A 17578-nucleotide genomic window follows, 5' to 3' on the forward strand; every position below is an offset into this window, starting at 1 on the left:
TTGTTGCCGGCTGTACGTGGAGCCGGCCAACGGCCGGCACTACCGGGGCCGAGCGCCCAACCGGGGCCAACCCGATCCGTCGGCCACGCCGCGCCCCCGGAGTTACAGGGGCTTTACTGACAGCGTCTGCTGCAGCACGTGGCGGGCGCCGGGAGCCAGGGTGACTACATCCGGGCCGGCGTTGGCCGCCTCCAGGCAGACGTAGTCTTTCCAGCCGGCGCCGACGTCAGCCATCTTCGCCGCGCCCGCTTCGCCGGGGTTCCAGGCCACCAGCGAGCGGCTGCCCTGGGTGGTGATCTCGATGCTGCGCTTCAGCCCCGGGTCCTTCAGCACGTAGCGGCCACCAGCCTGGGTATAGATACGGTCGCTGCGGCCGGGGTCACGCGGATCGTTGAGCGACCAGTCGCCCTGTTGGGTGCGCGGGGTGGCGTAGTTCTCGAACTTGTCCAGGTAGGTCAGGCCATCCAGCCCGGACACGCTGACCTGCATGGCGTCGCTGACCTTGAAGTAGTTGTGCAGGGCCTGGGTGAAGGTGACCGGCTGGCGGCCGGTGTTGTCGGTGACCAGGCGCTGTTCGAGGGTGCGGCCGATCCGCAGCTGCATGCTCAGGCGCAGGTCGAGGGTGTCCAGCGCCGGCGGGGCGAGGGTCAGCACCACGGTGCCATCGGCTTCGCGCTGCGCGCTCTGCAGGGTCCACGGCACGTTGCGCACGAAGCCATGCGAGGGCACGTCACTGCCCTGCCCCTGTTTGCCGAAGTACGGCCAGCACACCGGGCTGCCGCCGCGGATGGGGGTGGGCAGCGCCTGCGCGGTGGGCGACAGCCACAGCACGTCCTGGCCGCCCCTGGGAATGAAGGACAGCAGCTGCCCGCCAAACACGGAAATCGCGGCAGTGGCCAGCGGGGTTTCCACCTTCCAGGCCGGGAAGCCCTGGATGTCGACAATGCTCAGGCCCTCGAGCTTGGGCAGGGCGGCGTCGGGAACGGCCGGCGACTGCACGAGGCGGACGTGGTTGGGCGGCAGGGAGAACGCGGTGCTGTCGGGCATGGCGGTAGTGGGCTTGGGTAGAGGGGGTGCGCTGCGCAGCGCGGTGAGGATGCGTTGGCCGGCGCGGCCGTCCGGATTGGGCCAGCCCAGCGCCTGCTGTTCGGTCTGGATGGCACGCCGCGTGGCAGTGCCGACCATGCCATCGGCGGCACCGATATCGTGGCCTCGTGCCAGCAGCAGGGTCTGCAGCTCGCGCCGTTCGGTGCGGCCAATGCCGGGATCGTCGGTGGGCCACGCCGCCACGATGCCGGGCCCGCCGCGCAGGCGGTCGGCCAGGGTGGCAATGGCCAGGGCATAGCTCTCGGCGGCGTTGTAGGCGTAGATCGCGTCGTAGTTGCGGAACACCAGCCAGGCCGGGCCCTTGGCGCCGGTAGGCAGCAGCAGCGCCGCGTTGGCGTCGTCAGGCAGGCCGGAAGGCGCAAGCGCGCCGCCGGCAACCGGGGCAATGCCCAGCACGCGCCAGGCTGCCAGCGGCTTGCGCTGGGTGCGGCCGGCCAGACTGGCGTTGAAGCCCGCGGGAATCTTCACTTCGATGCCCCATGGCTGACCGGTACGCCAGCCGGCCTGCTTGAGGTAGTTGGCGGTGGAGGCCAGCGCGTCGGGGATGCTGGCCACCAGGTCGCGGCGGCCATCGCCATCGCCGTCCACGGCGATGCGGGCATAGGTGGAAGGCATAAACTGGGTGTGGCCGAACGCGCCGGCCCAGGAGCCGGTCAGGCCATCGGCGCTCAGATCGCCCGCATCCAGCAGCTTGAGCAATGCCAGCAGCTCGCCACGGAAGAATGGCTGGCGGCGCCCGTTGCACGACAGCGTCGCCAGCGACTGCAGCAACGGGCGCTTGCCGAACACGCGGCCGTAATCACTCTCCACGCCCCAGACCGCGACGATGGTGGCCGGATCGACGCCGTACTGCGCCGAGAGGGTGGCAAGCAGCTCGCGGTGCTGGGCCAGGCGTGCGCGGCCGTCGTCGACCCGTTGGGTATCGACCAGGGCGGCCAGGTAATCCCACAGCGGCGTGGTGAACTCCGGCTGCGCATCCAGCAGCGGCAGCACGCTCAGGTCCGGGGTGAGCCCGGCGGTGAGCCGGGTGAAACCGGCCGCGCTGACGCCCTGCTTGAGCGCCTGCGGCTGCAAGGTGGCCAGGCAGCGGTCGAAATCGTCCTGCGGCGCGGCGGCGACCGTGGCGCTGGCCAGGCACAGCACGCCCAGCAAGCCGACGGGGGTGAACTTCATTGGCGTGAATCCCTGCTGCCAGGTACTACCGCATCATAGCGGCAAGCCACGTGGTTCAGGCCCGTTCCAGCAACCGCAGACCGAATGCCGGGGCATCGGCATTCCACTGCATGCGCACGCGCAGGCCGGCCTCGGCGATCAGTGCGGCGAACGAGGCGTCGGTGTACTTGTGGCTGTATTCCACCGTCATGGCTTCACCGTCGGCGAAATCGAACGCGCGGCCGGCCACGTGCACCCGCTGCGCGCAACGGCTGACCAGCTCGGTTTCAATGCGCAGGCGCGGCACGCTGTAGCGGGCGCGGTGCGCGAAGCCGTCCAGGTCGAAGTCGCTGCCGATCTCGCGGTTGAGCCGGCGCAGCAGGTTGAGGGTGAACGCGGCGGTGACTCCGGCTGCATCGTTGTACGCCGCTTCGATCAGGGCCGGATCCTTGTGCAGGTCGATGCCGATCAGGGCCAGGCCGGTGGGGCCCATGGTCTGTCGCATGGCGTCGAGCAGCGCCACCGCGTCGTCGTGGGCGAAGTTGCCGAGCGTGGAGCCGGGGAAGAACAGCAGCCGGCGCGCCGGTTCGCGCTGCGGTTCGGGTAGCGCCACGGAGCGGGTGAAGTCGGCGCAGACCGGCAGCATCTCGATCTCCGGCAGCGCCTCAGCCAGTCGTGCCACGCTGTCGAGCAGCGCCGCGCGCGAGATCTCGATCGGGGTGTAGGCCACCGGATCGACCAGCCCGTGCAGCAGCAGTTCGGTCTTGCGGCCACTGCCGCTGCCCAGTTCGACCACATGCAGGTGCGGCCCGACGGCGCGGGCGATGTCGGCGCAGACCTGCTGCAGCAGCTTCAATTCGGTGCGCGTGGGGTAGTACTCGGGCTGGCGGGTGATCTGTTCGAACAGCTGCGAACCGCGCGCGTCGTAGAAATACTTGGAGGGCAACTGGCGCGGGTGCTGCGACAAGCCGTGCAGGATGTCGGCGGTGATCCGCGCGCGGTCGGGCTGCAGGTCGGTCAACGCGTCCAGGGCATCACTGACGGTACTCATGCGGCATCCTTGGCCAGGCGCAGGCCGGCGAACTGCCAACGCGCCGACGGTGCGAAGAAATTGCGGTAACTGGGACGGATGTGGTCGGCCGGGGTAGCGCAGCTGCCGCCGCGCAGCACCCACTGCCCGCACATGAACTTGCCGTTGTATTCGCCGAGGTTGCCCTCGAACGTGCGGAAGCCGGGATAGGCGCCATAAGCGCTACTGGTCCATTCCCAGACATCGCCGAACAGCTGCAGGTGGCGGTCCTGCAGGCTGGCGGCGGCCGGGGCGGCCGGATGCAGGCGCCCGCTGTCGGCGAAGTTGCCCTGCGGCGCCTGCCCGGCGGCGGCCGCTTCCCATTCGAATTCGGTGGGCAGGCGCGCACCGGCCCAACGGGCGTAGGCGTCGGCTTCGAAGTAGCTGAGGTGGCAGACCGGTGCATCGGGGTCTAGCGCGCGCCAGCCCGCCAGGGTGAACTCGCGTGCCAGCGCGTCATCCCAATACAGCGGGTGCTGCCAGTGTTCCTGTTGGCGCAGACTCCAGCCCTCGCTCATCCAATGGGCGGGCTCGCGATAGCCACCGGCTTCGACGAAGCGGCGGAACTCGGCGTTGCTGACCGGGCGGTTGGCCAGCGCATGGGCGGGCACCAGCACACGGTGCACCGGCGATTCGTTGTCATAGGCGAAGGCGGCATGCGCCGGCCAGGCGGGCGCGCCGATCTCCACGATCTGTTCGGGGCTGTGGATCCACGCCAGCGGCGAGGCGGTGCCGGTGCTGCCCGGCAGGTCATCGCGGTAGGCCGGCTGCAGCGGGTTGCTCCACAGCGCGTGCTTGATGTCGGTGAGCAGCAGCTCCTGGTGCTGCTGTTCGTGGTGCAGGCCCAGCATCAGCTGCCGGGTGGCCTGTTCATCCAGTGCATTCGCCTGCAGCGCCGCCAGCACGCGCTGGTCGACCAGGCTGCGGAACCGCAGCACGTCGTCCAGTGACGGCCGTGACAGCAGGCCGCGCTGCGGCCGCGCATGGGCCGGGCCGATGCTCTGGTAGTAGCTGTTGAACAGGTAATGCCAATCGGCGTTGAACGGTGCGTAGTCCGGCTGGGTAGCCAGCACGAAACGTTCAAAGAACCACGTGGTGTGAGCCAGGTGCCATTTGGTCGGGCTGGCATCGGGCATGCTCTGCACCATTGCATCTTCGGCGCTGAGCGGTGCGGCCAGGGCCACGCTGCGGGCGCGTACCTTGGCGTAACGGGCTGCCAGCGCAGTAACGGCGGCAGCGGTTCGGGGTGGGGCAGCGACGGCGTTCATCGCAGGAAGGATCACGGAGCGCGGGTGAGCGCCACGTCATGGTCCGGCGCACATCGTGTTACGCGACTGAAGTTGAATGGGCAGCGGCCGCGTCGCTGCCTGTTGTCAGGGCAGCGCGTCCAGATAGAACCAGCGCCCGTCCTGGCAGACGAAGCGGCTGTGTTCCTGCATCTTCACTGCACTGCCGCCGCCGATCCGGTAGCGGGCCGTGAAGCGGACCTGGGCATGGTCGGCATCGGACTGCGTGTGCGCATGCACGGTCAGCCCCAGCCAACGCGTGCGTTGGCCGGCCGGCTCGTCCAGCGACAGAGTGTCGGGGCGGGTATCGGGGTGCCAGCTGGCCAGCAGGTACGCCGGCAGCTGCTTCACATAGGCGCTGTAGCGCGAGCGCATCAACGCCTCGGCATCGGGCGCGGCCTCACCGGCGTGGAAGCGGCCGCAGCAGGCGGGGTAGGCCACGGGGCGGCCGCAGGGACAGGGATCGACAAGGGTCATGGGCGTATTGTGCCGCGAGGAGGCGTATGCTGGCGCGCTTTCCGCCGTGATGCGCTGCCGTGTTCGAGCTGGTTCCCCCTGAACTGTTGTGGTTGGTGGCGATCGCCTTCATCGCCGGCCTGGTCGATGCCGCCGTGGGTGGCGGTGGGCTGGTGCAGTTGCCCGGGCTGTTCACGGTGCTGCCGCAGCACACCCCGGCGATGCTGTTTGGTACCAACAAGTTCAGTTCGATGTTCGGCACCGGCGCGGCGGCGTTCCGCTACGCGCGCAACATACGCTTCCCGTGGCGGCCAGTACTGTTCGCGGCGGCCACCGCCTTCGTGTTCTCGTTCGCCGGGGCCACGGCGGTCAGCCTGCTGCCCAAGGATGCGGTGCGCCCGCTGGTGCTGGTGCTGCTGGTGGCGATGCTGGGCTACACGCTGTGGAAGAAGGATTTCGGTGCGCTGCACCGGCCGCGCGAGATCGGCCGCAAGGAGCTGGCCACGGCGCTGGCGATCGGCGCGGTGATCGGCTTCTACGATGGCTTCTTCGGGCCGGGCACCGGCAGCTTCCTGATCTTCCTGTTCGTACGCTTCTTCGGGCTGGATTTCCTGCGTGCCTCGGCCGCCTCGAAGGTGGTCAACCTGGCCACCAACGTGGCCGCGATCTCGTTCTTCGTGCCGACCGGCAACATCCTGTGGCTGTTCGCGGTGCCGATGGCCATGGCCAACATCGTCGGCTCGGTGGTGGGCACCCGGCTGGCGCTGCGCGGCGGCACGCCGTTCATCCGCAAGCTGTTTGTGGGCCTGGTGGTGGTGCTGATCGCCCGGATGGGCTGGGACACGTTCGCCGGCTAGGCGACATGCCCCCTCCCCGCATGCCTTCCCGCCAGGTCAGTCTTCGGCCTGCCCGGCAACGGCGCGGGTGCGCTCGGGCAGTTTGAGGCGCTTGCCGGCGTCGTCGTACTCGATCAACAGCACACCGGAGTCGTGGCGGCCACTGATCTCGACGAAACAGGCACCGCCGATGAAGGGCTCGAGCGTCATCACCGATTTCAGCGGGGTGGCCACCACCATCTGGAAACCGAAGTTCTCGAAGATGTTCATCGCCAGGGCGGTGAACTCGTTGTCGGCCTTGTCGAACGCTTCGTCCAGCACTACGGCGGCATAGCTGGGCAGCTGGCTGTCGGCACCGCCGAGCTGGTAGCGCAGCGCCGCCGCCAGGCACGTGGTGGCCAGCTTCTGCCGCTGGCCGCCGGACTTGCCGGCGCCGCTGCGGTAGATCTCGACCTGCTGGCGGGTGGCGGCGTCCAGTTCCACGCCGATGAACTCCACATGCAGGCGCACGTCCAGCACGTTCTCGCGCCAGCGCTTGTCCTCGCCTTCCTGCGAACCCAGCCGCTTGACCAGCTCGCGCAGCACGGCAAACTGGGTCTCGGCGACGTCGCGTTCTTCGGTCTGGTGGTGGGACAGCACTTCGCGCAGGTGCTGGTGGAATTCGAGCACTTCCGGCAGGCGCCTGTCGCTGAGCTCGATGGTCAGCAGGGTGCCGCGATTGAAGGGCACCTGCTCAAGCGACGCATTGACTTCATCGAGCCGCTGGCCAATCGACTTGCGCGCTTCGGCGCTGTGCCGCTGCAACGCCAACAGGTTGTTCTTGCTCTGGTTCTGCAGCAGGTCGAAGAAGCGCTCCTCGTGCTGCGGCAGGCCATCGCGTTCCAGCCGCGCCAGACGGGCCAGGAAATCGTCCGCGGAAGACACCGAGGCGGTGAAATCACCGGACTCCTCCGGCCACGCCTGCGCGAAGCGGCGGAAGCAGCCCACCAGCTGGGTCTCGACCCGGTGCACGTCCTGCTGGGACGAGGCCAGGCTTTCGTTGATGCTCTTGCTGATCTCGCGCATGTGCGCTTCCAGCGTTTCCAGGCTGAGCCCGCCCAGGATATCCAGGCGCTTCTTCAGCCCGGCCTCCTGGGTGGCGCCCAGCGCCGGCAGCACCAGGGCGCGGCTGCGCTGGCGCTGGGCGTCGAGCTTGTCGCGCTCGCGCGAGAGCTGGATGAGCTCGACCCGGGTGTCTTCGTAGGTGCGGCGCGCCTGCACGATGTCCGCGCGGGCCAGGTCGATCTGCTGGGCCAGGCGGGCCAGGTCGGTATTGCCTTCGCGCAGCTCACGCAGTGCGGTTTCGATGTCCTGCAGGCGCTGGTGCGCGGTGGCGACATCCACCTCCTCCCACACCACGTTCACCAGCTGGTGGCAGGCCATCCGACGCTCGTTGTCGAGGTCACGCTGGCCGCGCAGGCGTACGACATCCTCGTCGCAGGCGGCAATGCGCTGCGCCAGTTCCTGCGCTTCGCGGCGGTACAGCGCCAGCTTTTCCTGGTTGTTGAAGCCCAGCAGCCAGCGGCGGCGATCGCCGATCGCGCTGCGGTCATCCTTCTCGAACCGGTCGCCGGGATGCTTGACCTGGCCTTCGCGCGAAATGCCGCGTTCGACGTCGCGCAGCTGCTTGGCATCGACGCACTCATAGTCGAAGCGCTTGCCCAGCTCGCGGCGCAGCCATGGCTCGAACACGCTGTCGCGAAGCTCCAGCTTGTGCAGCAGCGAGCGCGCGGACGGCGAGCGTGCGATCGCATCGTCGTTGCGGCGGACCCGGTAGTAGGTCAGGCGCATGCCAAGCTGGGTGCGATTCACCCAGGCGTTGATCTCGTTGTAGTGCTTGTCTTCGACCAGCAGCGACTGTGCGAAGCCGAACAGCACGCGCTCGATCGCCCCCTGCCAGGCACTCTGGTCCTCGTGAACCTGGATCAGCTCGCCCACGAAGGGCAGTGCGGCCTCGGGCACGCCGGTCTCTTCGGAGATACGGCTGCGCAGCTTCTGCAGCGGCGCGGGAATGCTGGAGGGGTTGCGCTCCATGGCCTCCAGTTCCGCGCGGACATCGGTGAAACGGCGGGTATCGTCCTGCTTGCCGGCCTGGCGCTCGGAGATGGCGTCATCCAGCGCTGCGGCGGCCTGCTGGCGATTGTCGAGTTCGCCCTGTGCGCGGGCAATCAGCGCAGCGAATGCATGGGCGTCATCGGGGAGCTCGTTCTGCAGCTTGCCTGCAGCCTGGCGGGCCTGTTCGCGCTTGGACTGCCGGCGATCCTGTTCGGCCTGGGCCCGGCCCTGTTCGCGTTCGAGTTCTTCGATGCGCTCGCCGCCCTGCTGGCGACGCTGCAGCTCGAGTTCGGCCAGGTGCTCCTCATGGTTGCCCAGGGCCTGGCGGCGCTGGGTTTCCTCGCCCTGCAGCCCACGGTGGCGCACATCGATTTCCTGCAGACGCTTTTCCAGCAGCTGCTGCAGTCGGGACTCGCGGAAGCTGTCCAGGCCAAGCTTCAGCGTCTCCTCGTCGGCACGCTGCAGGTTCATCGCCTTCAGTTCGACATGCAGCGCACGCGCCGGCAGCAGGGTTTCCACCTGCAACCGGGCGGTGACCACCGACTTGTGCGCGCCATCCAGTTCGGCGAAATCGCTGACCAGCCGCTCGGCGGCGTCGAAGGTACGCGGTGTATCCAGCATGAAATCGCGCAGGAAGACGTTCAGGTCGCCCAGGTTCTTGGCCGACTGCGTCTTGTGCAGCAGCCGCAGTGCCATTTCATTGTCGATCCCCAGCAGATGGCGGAAACGCTCGGCATAGCCGGTGAAGCTGTCGAAATGGTGGACATCGCCCAGGCGCTGCTTGAGCTTGCGCAGGTCCAGATCGAAGCCGCCCAGGTCCTTGGCGATATCGAAGGGGCGTTCGGCAATCAGGTAGTGCTTGCGAACGTCGGCGGCGGCCGCGCCGTTGCCGGCGATCCAGAACAGCCTTACAAGGCTGACCACACGACCATCGCCGGCGCGGTACTCCAGCACCACGGCGGTCCAGGTGGCGCCCTTGCGCAGGTACTGGGTGGCGATCTCGCCCGTGCCACGGTCCTGCTGGTCGGCCCACGCGCCACGCACGTACGACACCAGGTTGCGGTCGCGGCCGCTGCGTTCGGCTTCACGCGCTGCCGCATTGAAGTCGACGATCGACGGCGGCACCAGCATCGCCGACATGGCATCGAGCAGGGTCGACTTGCCTGAGCCGGAACGGCCGACGAACAGGAAGCCGCGCTCGGCGATCGGAACCTCGGTCAGGCCGTTGAAGGTGCCCCAGTTGTGGACCTGCAGGCGGCGCATGCGGAACTGCTGCTGGCGCGGATCCGGCAGCCCTTCGGTGAACAGGGCAGGAGTGTTCTTGGAGATGGCCATGCGTTATCGGTCGTTCCGTTCAGGCTTTGGCGGCTGGGGTTTCGCGCAACTGGCGGTAAACCGACGAGAGCGCGGACACGTCTTCGGCGGAGAACAGCAGCTTCAGCGCCGGCGACACTTCATGCCGGTCTTCCTGGCCTGCCAGGCGGGTCAGGATGTGGTTCTCTTTCATCTTCTGCACGGCTGACGCCACGCGACGGTTGAACCCGGCGCGGTCGGTGGAAAGGTTCTTCTCGTAGATCGCCAGGGCTTCGGCCATCTCGGTGTCGGCCACGACGGCGCGATTGCCACGCGCGTCGGCTTCGGCCAGCTGCTGGCGCAGGTACAGCAGCAGCACCGAGTCGATGAAGGTCAATGGCGAGCTGCGCAGCAGCACCGGCGCTTCAACGTCTTCGGTGTCGGCCTGGCGGGTGAAGGCCACGCCACTGTCGCGGTCCAGCACCAGTTCCAGGAACAGGTCGGCCAGCGACGAGCGGATGGCCGCTTCACTGCGGATCAATGCTGGCCACAGCTTGGGGTGGCGCAGCTGGTCGATGCTGGGGCCGATCAGCAGCTGGCACAGCGCGCGGCGCCCATCCAGCGGCAGGCGGCCGGTGTCGCCCAGGTAGTAGACGTCGTTGTTCCGCCGCGGCAGCGGCGTCACCACCACCGGCTCTGCGTCGAGGTCGTGTGCGGCACCGTCGATGAGGGCGGCGTCGTTGGAATCTTCATGCCAGCTCATGGCGTTTCTCCTGGGTGAACCAAACCAACGGGATACGGGCCCGCCGCCACTGTCCATCGCCGCCGCGCCAATGCGCGGTTTCCTGCTCACCCTCAACCACGGTGCCGTGGCGGGTGCCCAGCGACAGGTAGCCGATCACGCTGCCCAACCCCTGCGGCGCGTCGCGCTGTGACAGGGCCTGGGCGATGCTCAGCTTCGGCTGGATGGCCAGCAGGTCGTGCAGGTCGCGGCGCAGCGTGCGGAAGTCGATCTCCGACGAGGCCACCAGGTCGCCGACACTTTCCAGCGAAATGCTGGCGGCATCGTTGCGCTGCACGCTGCCATCGACATGGGCGCTGCGCGGGTCATGCAGTTTCCACTGCGACCACGAACGCAGGCGGCTGGTGGTCAGCTGGAGGTCACGGCCGATGGGGCGCTGGGCGGTGAATTCATCACGCAGCGCCAGCGCTTCGGATTGCGCCTGCTTGAGCAGCTGGTTGAGCCGGCGCTGTTCCAGGTAGCCACGGCTCTGCACGAAGCCGCGCAGGCTGCGGGCGAAATGCTGCAGTACGTCGTGGACCTGGCCGCCACGGTCGAGCATGGTGCCGGTGAAGCCGCGCAGGAAGGCGCGCTCGTCGCGATCAAGCTTCCGGGCGAAGCCGCGTGCAAGCACGGTCTCCAGCGCCGCATCCAGCTGGGCGCTCTGTTCGGCATCGTTGAGCAGCCGCCAGAAGGCCTGGAAGCTGCGCCCGGCGTCGCTGTCGCCGATCACGTCGACGCCTTCGAACAGCCGGGACAGGACGTCACCGCGCTCGCTCTCGTCGTCGATGATGCGTTCGCGGAACTCGCGGTTCAGGCGCTCGAAGTCATCGCGAACGCGGCGGAAGTCTTCAGTGAGATCGTCGGCCAGACCGATGATCTGGCGCGCCCGTTCCAGCGCGCGCTTGCCATCCAGGGTCGCCACGCGTCCGGCGCCGACCCGCGCGATCTCCGCATCGATGCGGTCGCGCTCGTCGCGCAGCGCCGACAGGCGTGCGTCCGGGTCGGATTCAGTCTGCGCGGCCAGCTGCGAGAGCTGCTCGATGACCAGCGCCAACCGGCTTTCGGTGGCCGCCACGCGGCTCTGCTCCAGGCTGTCGGCGAAACGGATCGCCTGCAGTGCCTGGGTGGACAGCTCGTACTGCTCCTGGTCGGCGCCCTCGGGCAGGCGCCGTTCCAGCCAGCCCTGCGCCAGCCAATGGGCGATGTAGGCCTGGGCGGTGCGCGGCAGCTCGCGCGACAGCTCTTCGCCGTTGAGCTGGTCAAGGGCCCGCTGCAGCCGTTCGTGCAGCGCTGCCGCCGGCAGGGTGCGCTCGCCGTCCATCAGCAGGCTCTGCAGCAGGCCGATGATCTCCGGGGCATTGGCAGCGGCCAGCAGCTTCCACTGGGGCTGTTCGCGCAGGGTGCGGTAACGGGTGATGCGTTCGCGGTGCTTCATGCAGCCAGGACATCCGGATAGACGCCGCGCGGCCAGGCGCCGCGCAACGGGAGGGGCATCGGCCCGGCAAGGTCTTGCCGGGCGCGCGAGGGTCTCAGCGCTTGCCGCCCACTTCAATGAAGCGCAGGAACTCGGCCCGGGTGCGGGCGTCTTCGCGGAAGCTGCCCAGCATCTTGGAGGTGACCATGCTCACGCCGCGCTTGTGGATGCCGCGGGTGGTCATGCACTCGTGCGCACCTTCCACCACCACGCCCACGCCGATCGGCTGCAGCACGTCTTGGATGCACTGGGCGATCTGCGCGGTCATCTTTTCCTGGACCTGGAAGCGGCGCGCATAGGCCTCCACCACGCGGGCCAGCTTGCTGATGCCCACCACTTTGCCGGCCGGCAGGTAGCCGACGTGGACGCGGCCGATGATCGGCGCCATGTGGTGTTCGCAGTGGCTTTCGTACTCGATGTCGCGCAGCACGATCAGCTCGTCGTAGCCGGCGACCTCTTCAAAGGTACGTTCCATGTAGGCGCGCGGGTCGTCGCGGTAGCCGCTGAACCAGTCGCCATACGCTTCGACGACGCGCCGCGGGGTGTCCAGCAGCCCTTCACGGGTGGGATCTTCACCGGCCCAGCGCAGCAGGGTGCGCACGGCCGATTCGGCCTCGTCCTGGGTCACCGGGGTCACGTCGTTGTCTTGTTTGCTCATTACATACAGCACCCGAAGGGGGGCGAGCATCGTACCCGACAGACCCCCCGGGCGTCGCCCGGCGTTGGGCTGCGGTTGGGTCGGGGGTATTGATAGGAATGAAATTAGTAGTATCCTATCTATCTGCCATGAAACGCTCCCTCGACGAACGCACCCTGCTGCAGATGCAGCTCAGTTCCGGCCTGCTCCACTCAGGGCGGCAATGGCAGCGCCTGGCCGACCAGGCCCTGGGCAGCTATGGCATCTCGGCGGCCTGCACCATGCCGCTGCTGCTGATCGGCCGCGCTGGCGGCGGCATCCGCCAGGTCACCCTGGCCCAGCAACTGGGCATGGAAGGCCCCTCGCTGGTGCGCCTGCTGGACAAGCTGTCTGCGAGTGAACTGGTCCGCCGCGAATGCGATGCCAGCGACCGCCGCGCCAACCTGCTGTGGCTGACCGACAAGGGCCAAGCGCTGGTGAGCGAGCTGGAAAGCCAGCTGATCGGCCTGCGCCAGGACGTGTTCGGCGAGCTGACCACCGAAGAACTACGCACCGTGCTGAAGCTGTGGAAGCTGCTGGCCGATGCGTCCGACCGCGTGACGTAAGCCGCTGCCCTGCCCTACCTCCCGGTGTTGTCCTGCGACGCCGCGGCCTTCCCCTTTCCGCTTTCCTGCGAACTTCCTGCCCCGATGTACGGTGAATTCAGTCTCTATGGTGTGTTCGTCCCGACCCTGCTCGGGCTGATGCTGCTGGCCTACCTGCTCAAGAGCGGGCTGCGCCTGGCCCTGCAGCGCACCGACGCCTACCGCCACATCTGGCACCCCGCCCTGTTCAACCTGGCCGTGTACGTGATCGTGCTCGGCGGGTTGTTTTCCCTGATGCGTTGGATGCAATCGTGAACAAGATCCTCAAGCACACCTTCCCGGTCGTCCTGACCGCCGTTGCCGTCATTGCCGCCCTGCTGGTGCTGCGCCACCTGTGGTCGTACTACATGGATGAGCCATGGACCCGCGATGCACACGTCAGCGCCGACGTGGTCCAGGTTGCCCCGGACGTGTCCGGGCTGGTGGAAGCGGTGAAGGTGGCCGACAACCAGCCGGTGAAGCGTGGCGAGGTGCTGTTCGTGGTCGACCGTGCGCGCTACCAGATCGCGCTGGAACAGGCCCAGGCCACCCTCGGCGAACGCCGCGCCACGCTGGAGCAGCTGCGCCGCGAGATCGCGCGCGACCGCAGCCTGCAGGACCTGGTCGCCGCCGAGGACGCTGAAGTGCGCCGCGCCAAGCTGCAGGCCGCGCAGGCGTCCACCGCCACCGCACAGGCCGCGGTGGACCTGGCCAAGCTCAACCTGGCCCGCACCGAAGTGCGCAGCCCCAGCGACGGCCACGTCAACGACCGCACCGTGCGCGCCGGCGACTACGTCACCGCCGGCCGCCCGGTGATGGCGGTACTGGATACCGGCTCGCTCCGGGTGGACGGCTATTTCGAGGAAACCCGCCTGCGCGGCGTGCATGCCGGGCAGAAGGTCGACATCCGCCTGATGGGCGAGGGGCAGCCGCTGCAGGGCCATGTGCAGAGCATCGCCGCCGGCATCGAGGACCGTTACCGCAGCGAAGGCTCCAGCCTGCTGCCGAATGTAACTCCGGCCTTCGATTGGGTGCGGCTGGCCCAGCGCATCCCGGTGCGCATCCATATCGACAGCGTGCCCCCCGGCGTTAACCTGATCGCCGGGCGCACCGCCACGGTGACCATCGAGCCGGACACCGCCACCCCCACGCCGGCGCAACCGGCACGGGCGGCCCTGTGAACCGCCCGGCCCTGCACCGCATCGCCTTCGCGCTGGCCCTGACCGGCAGCCTGGCCGCATGCCGCACGGTCGGTCCCGATTACGCGGTACCGGCCGGTGCGGCGTTCCAGCGCCCGGCCGCCAATGCGGCCTTCATCGATACCGCCAACCCGCAGGTAGCGCCCGGCGCCGAGCTGCCGGCACGCTGGTGGGAGCTGTACCAGGACGCCACGCTCAACGGCCTGGTGGAACAGGCGCTGCGCGACAACGTGGAACTGAAGGTGGCCGATGCCAACCTGCGCCGCGCCGCTGCCGTGTACGAGCAGGCGCTGGATGCCGGCGGCTTCGAATACGAAGCCGACGCCGGGGTGAGCCGCGCGCAGCTGTCGGCCGAATCGTTCCTGCTTGAGCACGAGCTGCCGCCGATCAACCTGGCCGACGGCACGTTCGCGGTGTCCTACCAGTTCGACCTGTTCGGCAAGCTCAAGCGTGCCTCCGAGGCCGCACGTGCCGATGAGCAGGCGGTTGCCGCCGCGATGGACCTGGCGCGGGTTTCGCTGGTGGCCCAGGTGGCCGGCAACTACGTGGAGATCTGCCACGCCAACCACGAACTACACGTGGCCGAACATTCCCTGCAGCTGCAGCAGCGCAGCCGCGAAGTGACCCAGCGCCTGATCAGCGCCGGGCGCGGCACGCCGCCGGAACTGGCCCGCGCCAATGCCCAGGTGGCGATGCTGGAAGCCGCACTGCCGCCGCTGCAGGCGCAGCGCCAGGCCTCCGAATACCAGCTGGCCGCCCTGCTCGGCCGCACCCCGGGCCAGCTGCCGGAGGGTGTGGACGCGTGCGAGCACGCCCCGACCCTGTCCCAGCCACTGCCGGTGGGCGATGGCCGCGCGCTGCTGCAACGCCGCCCCGACATCCGCCAGGCCGAACGCAGGCTGGCTGCCGCCACCGCGCGGATCGGCGTGGCCACCGCCGAGCTCTATCCGGATATCCGCCTGGGCGCTTCGCTCGGCGCGGCCGGCCTGCTGGCCGATTTCGGCGAGCCGCTGACCCAGCAGTGGTCGTTCGGCCCGCTGATTTCCTGGACGCTGCCGTCCTCGGGGACCCACGCGCGCATCCACGCCACCGAAGCCGGGGCCGATGCGGCGCTGGCCGAGTTCGACCACAGCGTGCTGCAGGCACTGCGCGAAACCCAGACCGCGCTCAGCCGCTACGCGCACGACCTGCAACGCCTGCAGTCGCTGCAGCAGGCACAGGCACAGGCCGCGCTGGCCGCCGAGCAGAACCGCCGGCTGTACCAGGGCGGACGCACCCCGTACCTGTCCAGCCTGGACGCGGACCGCACCCTGGTCGCGGCCGATGCCACGCTCGCGCAGCAGCAGGCGCAGGTCTCGCGCGACCAGATCCAGCTGTTCCTGGTCCTGGGCGGCGGCTGGAACGCCGACGCCGTGGCCCACGCCCCGGTACCACCGACGGCATCGCCGGTAGCGCCGACTGTTAGTCGGCATGCGGTCAATCGGCAGGACTAACCCATGCTGCTGCTAGACCGCCAAGCCTGGCTGTTCTCGGTCAAAACCTTCCTGGCCGCACTCGCCGCGCTCTACATCGGCCTGGCCGGCAACCTGTCGCGCCCGTACTGGGCGATGGCCACCGTGTACATCGTCACCCAGCCGATGCTGGGCCCGACCCGGGCCAAGGGCGTGTACCGCATCGTCGGCACGCTCATTGCCGGTGCGGCCACGCTGTGGATGCTGCCGCACCTGGTGGAAACCCCGCTGCTGCTGAGCGCGGCGATGTCGCTGTGGCTGTCGGCGTGCCTGTTCGTTGCCCTGCTCAACCGTGGCCCACGCGGTTACGCGTTCCTGCTGGCCGGCTACACCACCGCCTTCATCGGTTTCCCCGCCGTGACCTCGCCGGACACCATCTTCGACACGGTGGTGGCGCGCAGCGAAGAGATCATCCTGGGCACGGTGGTGGCGGTGCTGTTCGCCTCGCTGTTCTTCCCGACCTCGGCGCGGCCGATGCTGCGCGCGCGGATCGACAGCTGGATGGGCGATGCGGCGCAGTGGTGCCGGCAGATCCTGCTGCGCGGCCAGGCGCATGGCCCGCGCAACCGACTGGCCGCCGACCTGGTGCAGTTCGAGGCGTTGATCGCGTTCCTGCGCCGCGATGACCCGCGCCATGCCGGCGCGGCGGTGTCGATGGAACGCCTGCGCGAGCGCATGCTGCTGATGCTGCCGGTGCTGTCTTCCATTGCCGATAGGCTGGGTGCGCTGCGCGCCGGCGGCCGCGCACTGCCGCCGGGGCTGGAGCCACTGGTCAACGACATCGCGCACTGGCTGGAGCGGCCGGGCGATGCCACCGCCAGCGAGTACGCCGCCCTGCGCGAACGCGTCCTGGCGCTGAAGCCGGCGGTGGATGGCGAACTGGACCACCTGCTGCTGGTCACCCTGCTGCTGCGCCTGGAGGAGCTGGTGGACCTGTGGCAGGACTGCGCCACGTTGCAGGACGCGATTGAACACGGCAGCGCGCCGCGCGATACCGCCCACTACCGGGTGCGCGCCAAGCGCGTGGGCGCCGCGCGCCACGTGGACTACGGCATGGCGCTGTTTTCGGCGGCCAGTGCCGGGGTGGCGCTGATGACCTACTGCGCGCTGTGGATCGGGCTGGGCTGGGAAGGCGGTGGCAACGGCGCGATGATGGCCGCGGTGGCCGCCGCGTTCTTCGCCGCGCAGGACGACCCCGCACCCAGCATGCTGCAGTTCCTGCTGTGGGCCATCGTGGCCAGCCTGGTAGCCGGCGTGTACCTGTTCGGGGTGTTCCCCGCCGTGCACGACTTCGGCAGCCTGGCGCTGGTGCTGGCGGTGATCTTCCTGCCGCTGGGGCTGCTGCTGCACCAGCCCAAGACCGCGCTGATCGGGTTGCCGCTGACGGTCAACCTGGTGGCGCTGCTGAACGTGCAGAACACCTACAGCGCCAACATCCAGAGCTTCATCAATTCGGCGGTGGCGATGTTCATCGGCATCGGCTTTGCGGTGGTGATGACCCGGCTGTTCCGCTCGGTAGGCGCCGAGTGGACTGCCCGGCGACTGGTGCGCCAAGGCTGGAGCACGCTGGCCGAGGCCGCCGAAGGCCGCGGCCAGCAGGACCGCCAGCAGTTCGCCGCGCGCATGCTGGACCTGCTGGGCCTGCTCGCCCCGCGCCTGGCCGCCACCCCCGAAGGCAGCGACATCGCCTCGGTGGACATGCTGACCGAGGCCCGCATCGGCCTGAACATCCTGCAGCTGCGCCGCGCGCGGCACGGACTGCCGGCAGCAAGCATGCAGGCCATCGAGGCGATCCTGGACGACGTGGCCGCGCATTACCGCGCCCAGGTGGCGCTGCGCCGGCCGCAGCCTGCGCCGGCGGCCCTGCAGGCCAAGCTGGAGGCCTCGCTCAAGCGGGTGCAGACGGTGGACGCCGGCAAGGCACGTGACGAGGCGCTGATGGGCGTGCTGGGCCTGCGTTATGCGCTGTTCCCGGACGCGGCGGTGATCGAACCGGCGCCGGTGGCGGCCGTGGCCGGATGAACCACGGACAGGCGCGTCCGGTCGGGCGCGCGCCG

14 protein-coding genes are annotated in these 17578 nt (G+C 68.8%); 6 read left to right on the forward strand and 8 right to left on the reverse strand.

Features of this window, described 5'->3' with window-relative positions; all coding sequences use genetic code 11:
* Positions 1-102: 102 nt before the first annotated feature.
* From WIX41_RS08900 to WIX41_RS08915, 4 genes are all read right to left on the reverse strand, one after another.
* Entirely contained in the window at positions 103-2280 is a 2178-nt protein-coding gene (locus tag WIX41_RS08900) for a lytic murein transglycosylase (RefSeq protein WP_409187349.1), read from the reverse strand.
* 55 nt (positions 2281-2335) lie between these two features.
* Positions 2336-3310: an L-histidine N(alpha)-methyltransferase gene (egtD, locus tag WIX41_RS08905; RefSeq protein ID WP_339446718.1), complete on the reverse strand. Its 975-nt coding sequence runs from the start codon at positions 3308-3310 to the stop codon at positions 2336-2338.
* Positions 3307-4596: an ergothioneine biosynthesis protein EgtB gene (gene egtB, locus WIX41_RS08910; RefSeq protein WP_339446720.1), complete on the reverse strand. Its 1290-nt coding sequence runs from the start codon at positions 4594-4596 to the stop codon at positions 3307-3309. The genes egtD and egtB overlap by 4 nt, the downstream gene beginning before the upstream one ends.
* A gap of 105 nt (positions 4597-4701) precedes the next feature.
* Positions 4702-5091 (reverse strand): YchJ family metal-binding protein, encoded by a 390-nt coding sequence (locus WIX41_RS08915; protein ID WP_339446722.1) that lies wholly within the window; start codon positions 5089-5091, stop codon positions 4702-4704.
* Between the two features lie 59 nt (positions 5092-5150).
* Here WIX41_RS08915 and WIX41_RS08920 point away from each other — a divergent pair, with 59 nt between their 5' ends.
* The gene (locus tag WIX41_RS08920; protein WP_339446724.1) at positions 5151-5927 is read left to right on the forward strand and encodes a sulfite exporter TauE/SafE family protein; all 777 of its coding nucleotides are present in this window, start codon (positions 5151-5153) and stop codon (positions 5925-5927) included.
* Between the two features lie 36 nt (positions 5928-5963).
* On the opposite strand, the gene WIX41_RS08925 is transcribed toward WIX41_RS08920, so the two are convergent.
* From WIX41_RS08925 to folE, 4 genes are all read right to left on the reverse strand, one after another.
* The gene (locus WIX41_RS08925) at positions 5964-9335 is read right to left on the reverse strand and encodes an ATP-binding protein (RefSeq protein ID WP_339446726.1); all 3372 of its coding nucleotides are present in this window, start codon (positions 9333-9335) and stop codon (positions 5964-5966) included.
* Positions 9336-9354: 19 nt separating this feature from the next.
* Positions 9355-10056: a DUF4194 domain-containing protein gene (locus WIX41_RS08930; protein WP_339446728.1), complete on the reverse strand. Its 702-nt coding sequence runs from the start codon at positions 10054-10056 to the stop codon at positions 9355-9357.
* Positions 10043-11512, reverse strand: coding sequence for a DUF3375 domain-containing protein (locus WIX41_RS08935; protein ID WP_339446730.1), 1470 nt, complete (start codon positions 11510-11512; stop codon positions 10043-10045). Before WIX41_RS08935 ends, WIX41_RS08930 begins: the two co-directional genes overlap by 14 nt.
* Before the next feature lie 94 nt (positions 11513-11606).
* Positions 11607-12209, reverse strand: a complete 603-nt coding sequence (gene folE, locus WIX41_RS08940; RefSeq protein WP_339446732.1) for a GTP cyclohydrolase I FolE — start codon at positions 12207-12209, stop codon at positions 11607-11609.
* A gap of 128 nt (positions 12210-12337) precedes the next feature.
* On the opposite strand from folE, the gene WIX41_RS08945 reads away from it, so the two are divergent.
* The 5 genes from WIX41_RS08945 (at position 12338) to WIX41_RS08965 (ending at position 17543) form a co-directional block, all read left to right on the forward strand.
* Positions 12338-12793, forward strand: a complete 456-nt coding sequence (locus tag WIX41_RS08945) for a MarR family winged helix-turn-helix transcriptional regulator (protein WP_339446734.1) — start codon at positions 12338-12340, stop codon at positions 12791-12793.
* An 84-nt stretch (positions 12794-12877) separates the two neighbouring features.
* Positions 12878-13087, forward strand: coding sequence for a DUF1656 domain-containing protein (locus WIX41_RS08950; RefSeq protein ID WP_339446736.1), 210 nt, complete (start codon positions 12878-12880; stop codon positions 13085-13087).
* A complete protein-coding gene (locus WIX41_RS08955) occupies positions 13084-13992 on the forward strand; it encodes an HlyD family secretion protein (RefSeq protein ID WP_339446738.1) in 909 nt (302 codons plus the stop codon). The genes WIX41_RS08950 and WIX41_RS08955 overlap by 4 nt, the downstream gene beginning before the upstream one ends.
* Positions 13989-15503: an efflux transporter outer membrane subunit gene (locus WIX41_RS08960; protein ID WP_339446740.1), complete on the forward strand. Its 1515-nt coding sequence runs from the start codon at positions 13989-13991 to the stop codon at positions 15501-15503. Before WIX41_RS08955 ends, WIX41_RS08960 begins: the two co-directional genes overlap by 4 nt.
* A gap of 3 nt (positions 15504-15506) precedes the next feature.
* The gene (locus WIX41_RS08965) at positions 15507-17543 is read left to right on the forward strand and encodes an FUSC family protein (RefSeq protein WP_339446742.1); all 2037 of its coding nucleotides are present in this window, start codon (positions 15507-15509) and stop codon (positions 17541-17543) included.
* Positions 17544-17578: the final 35 nt, after the last annotated feature.

Source organism: Stenotrophomonas sp. AB1(2024) (genome assembly GCF_037482345.1).
GTDB lineage: Bacteria > Pseudomonadota > Gammaproteobacteria > Xanthomonadales > Xanthomonadaceae > Stenotrophomonas.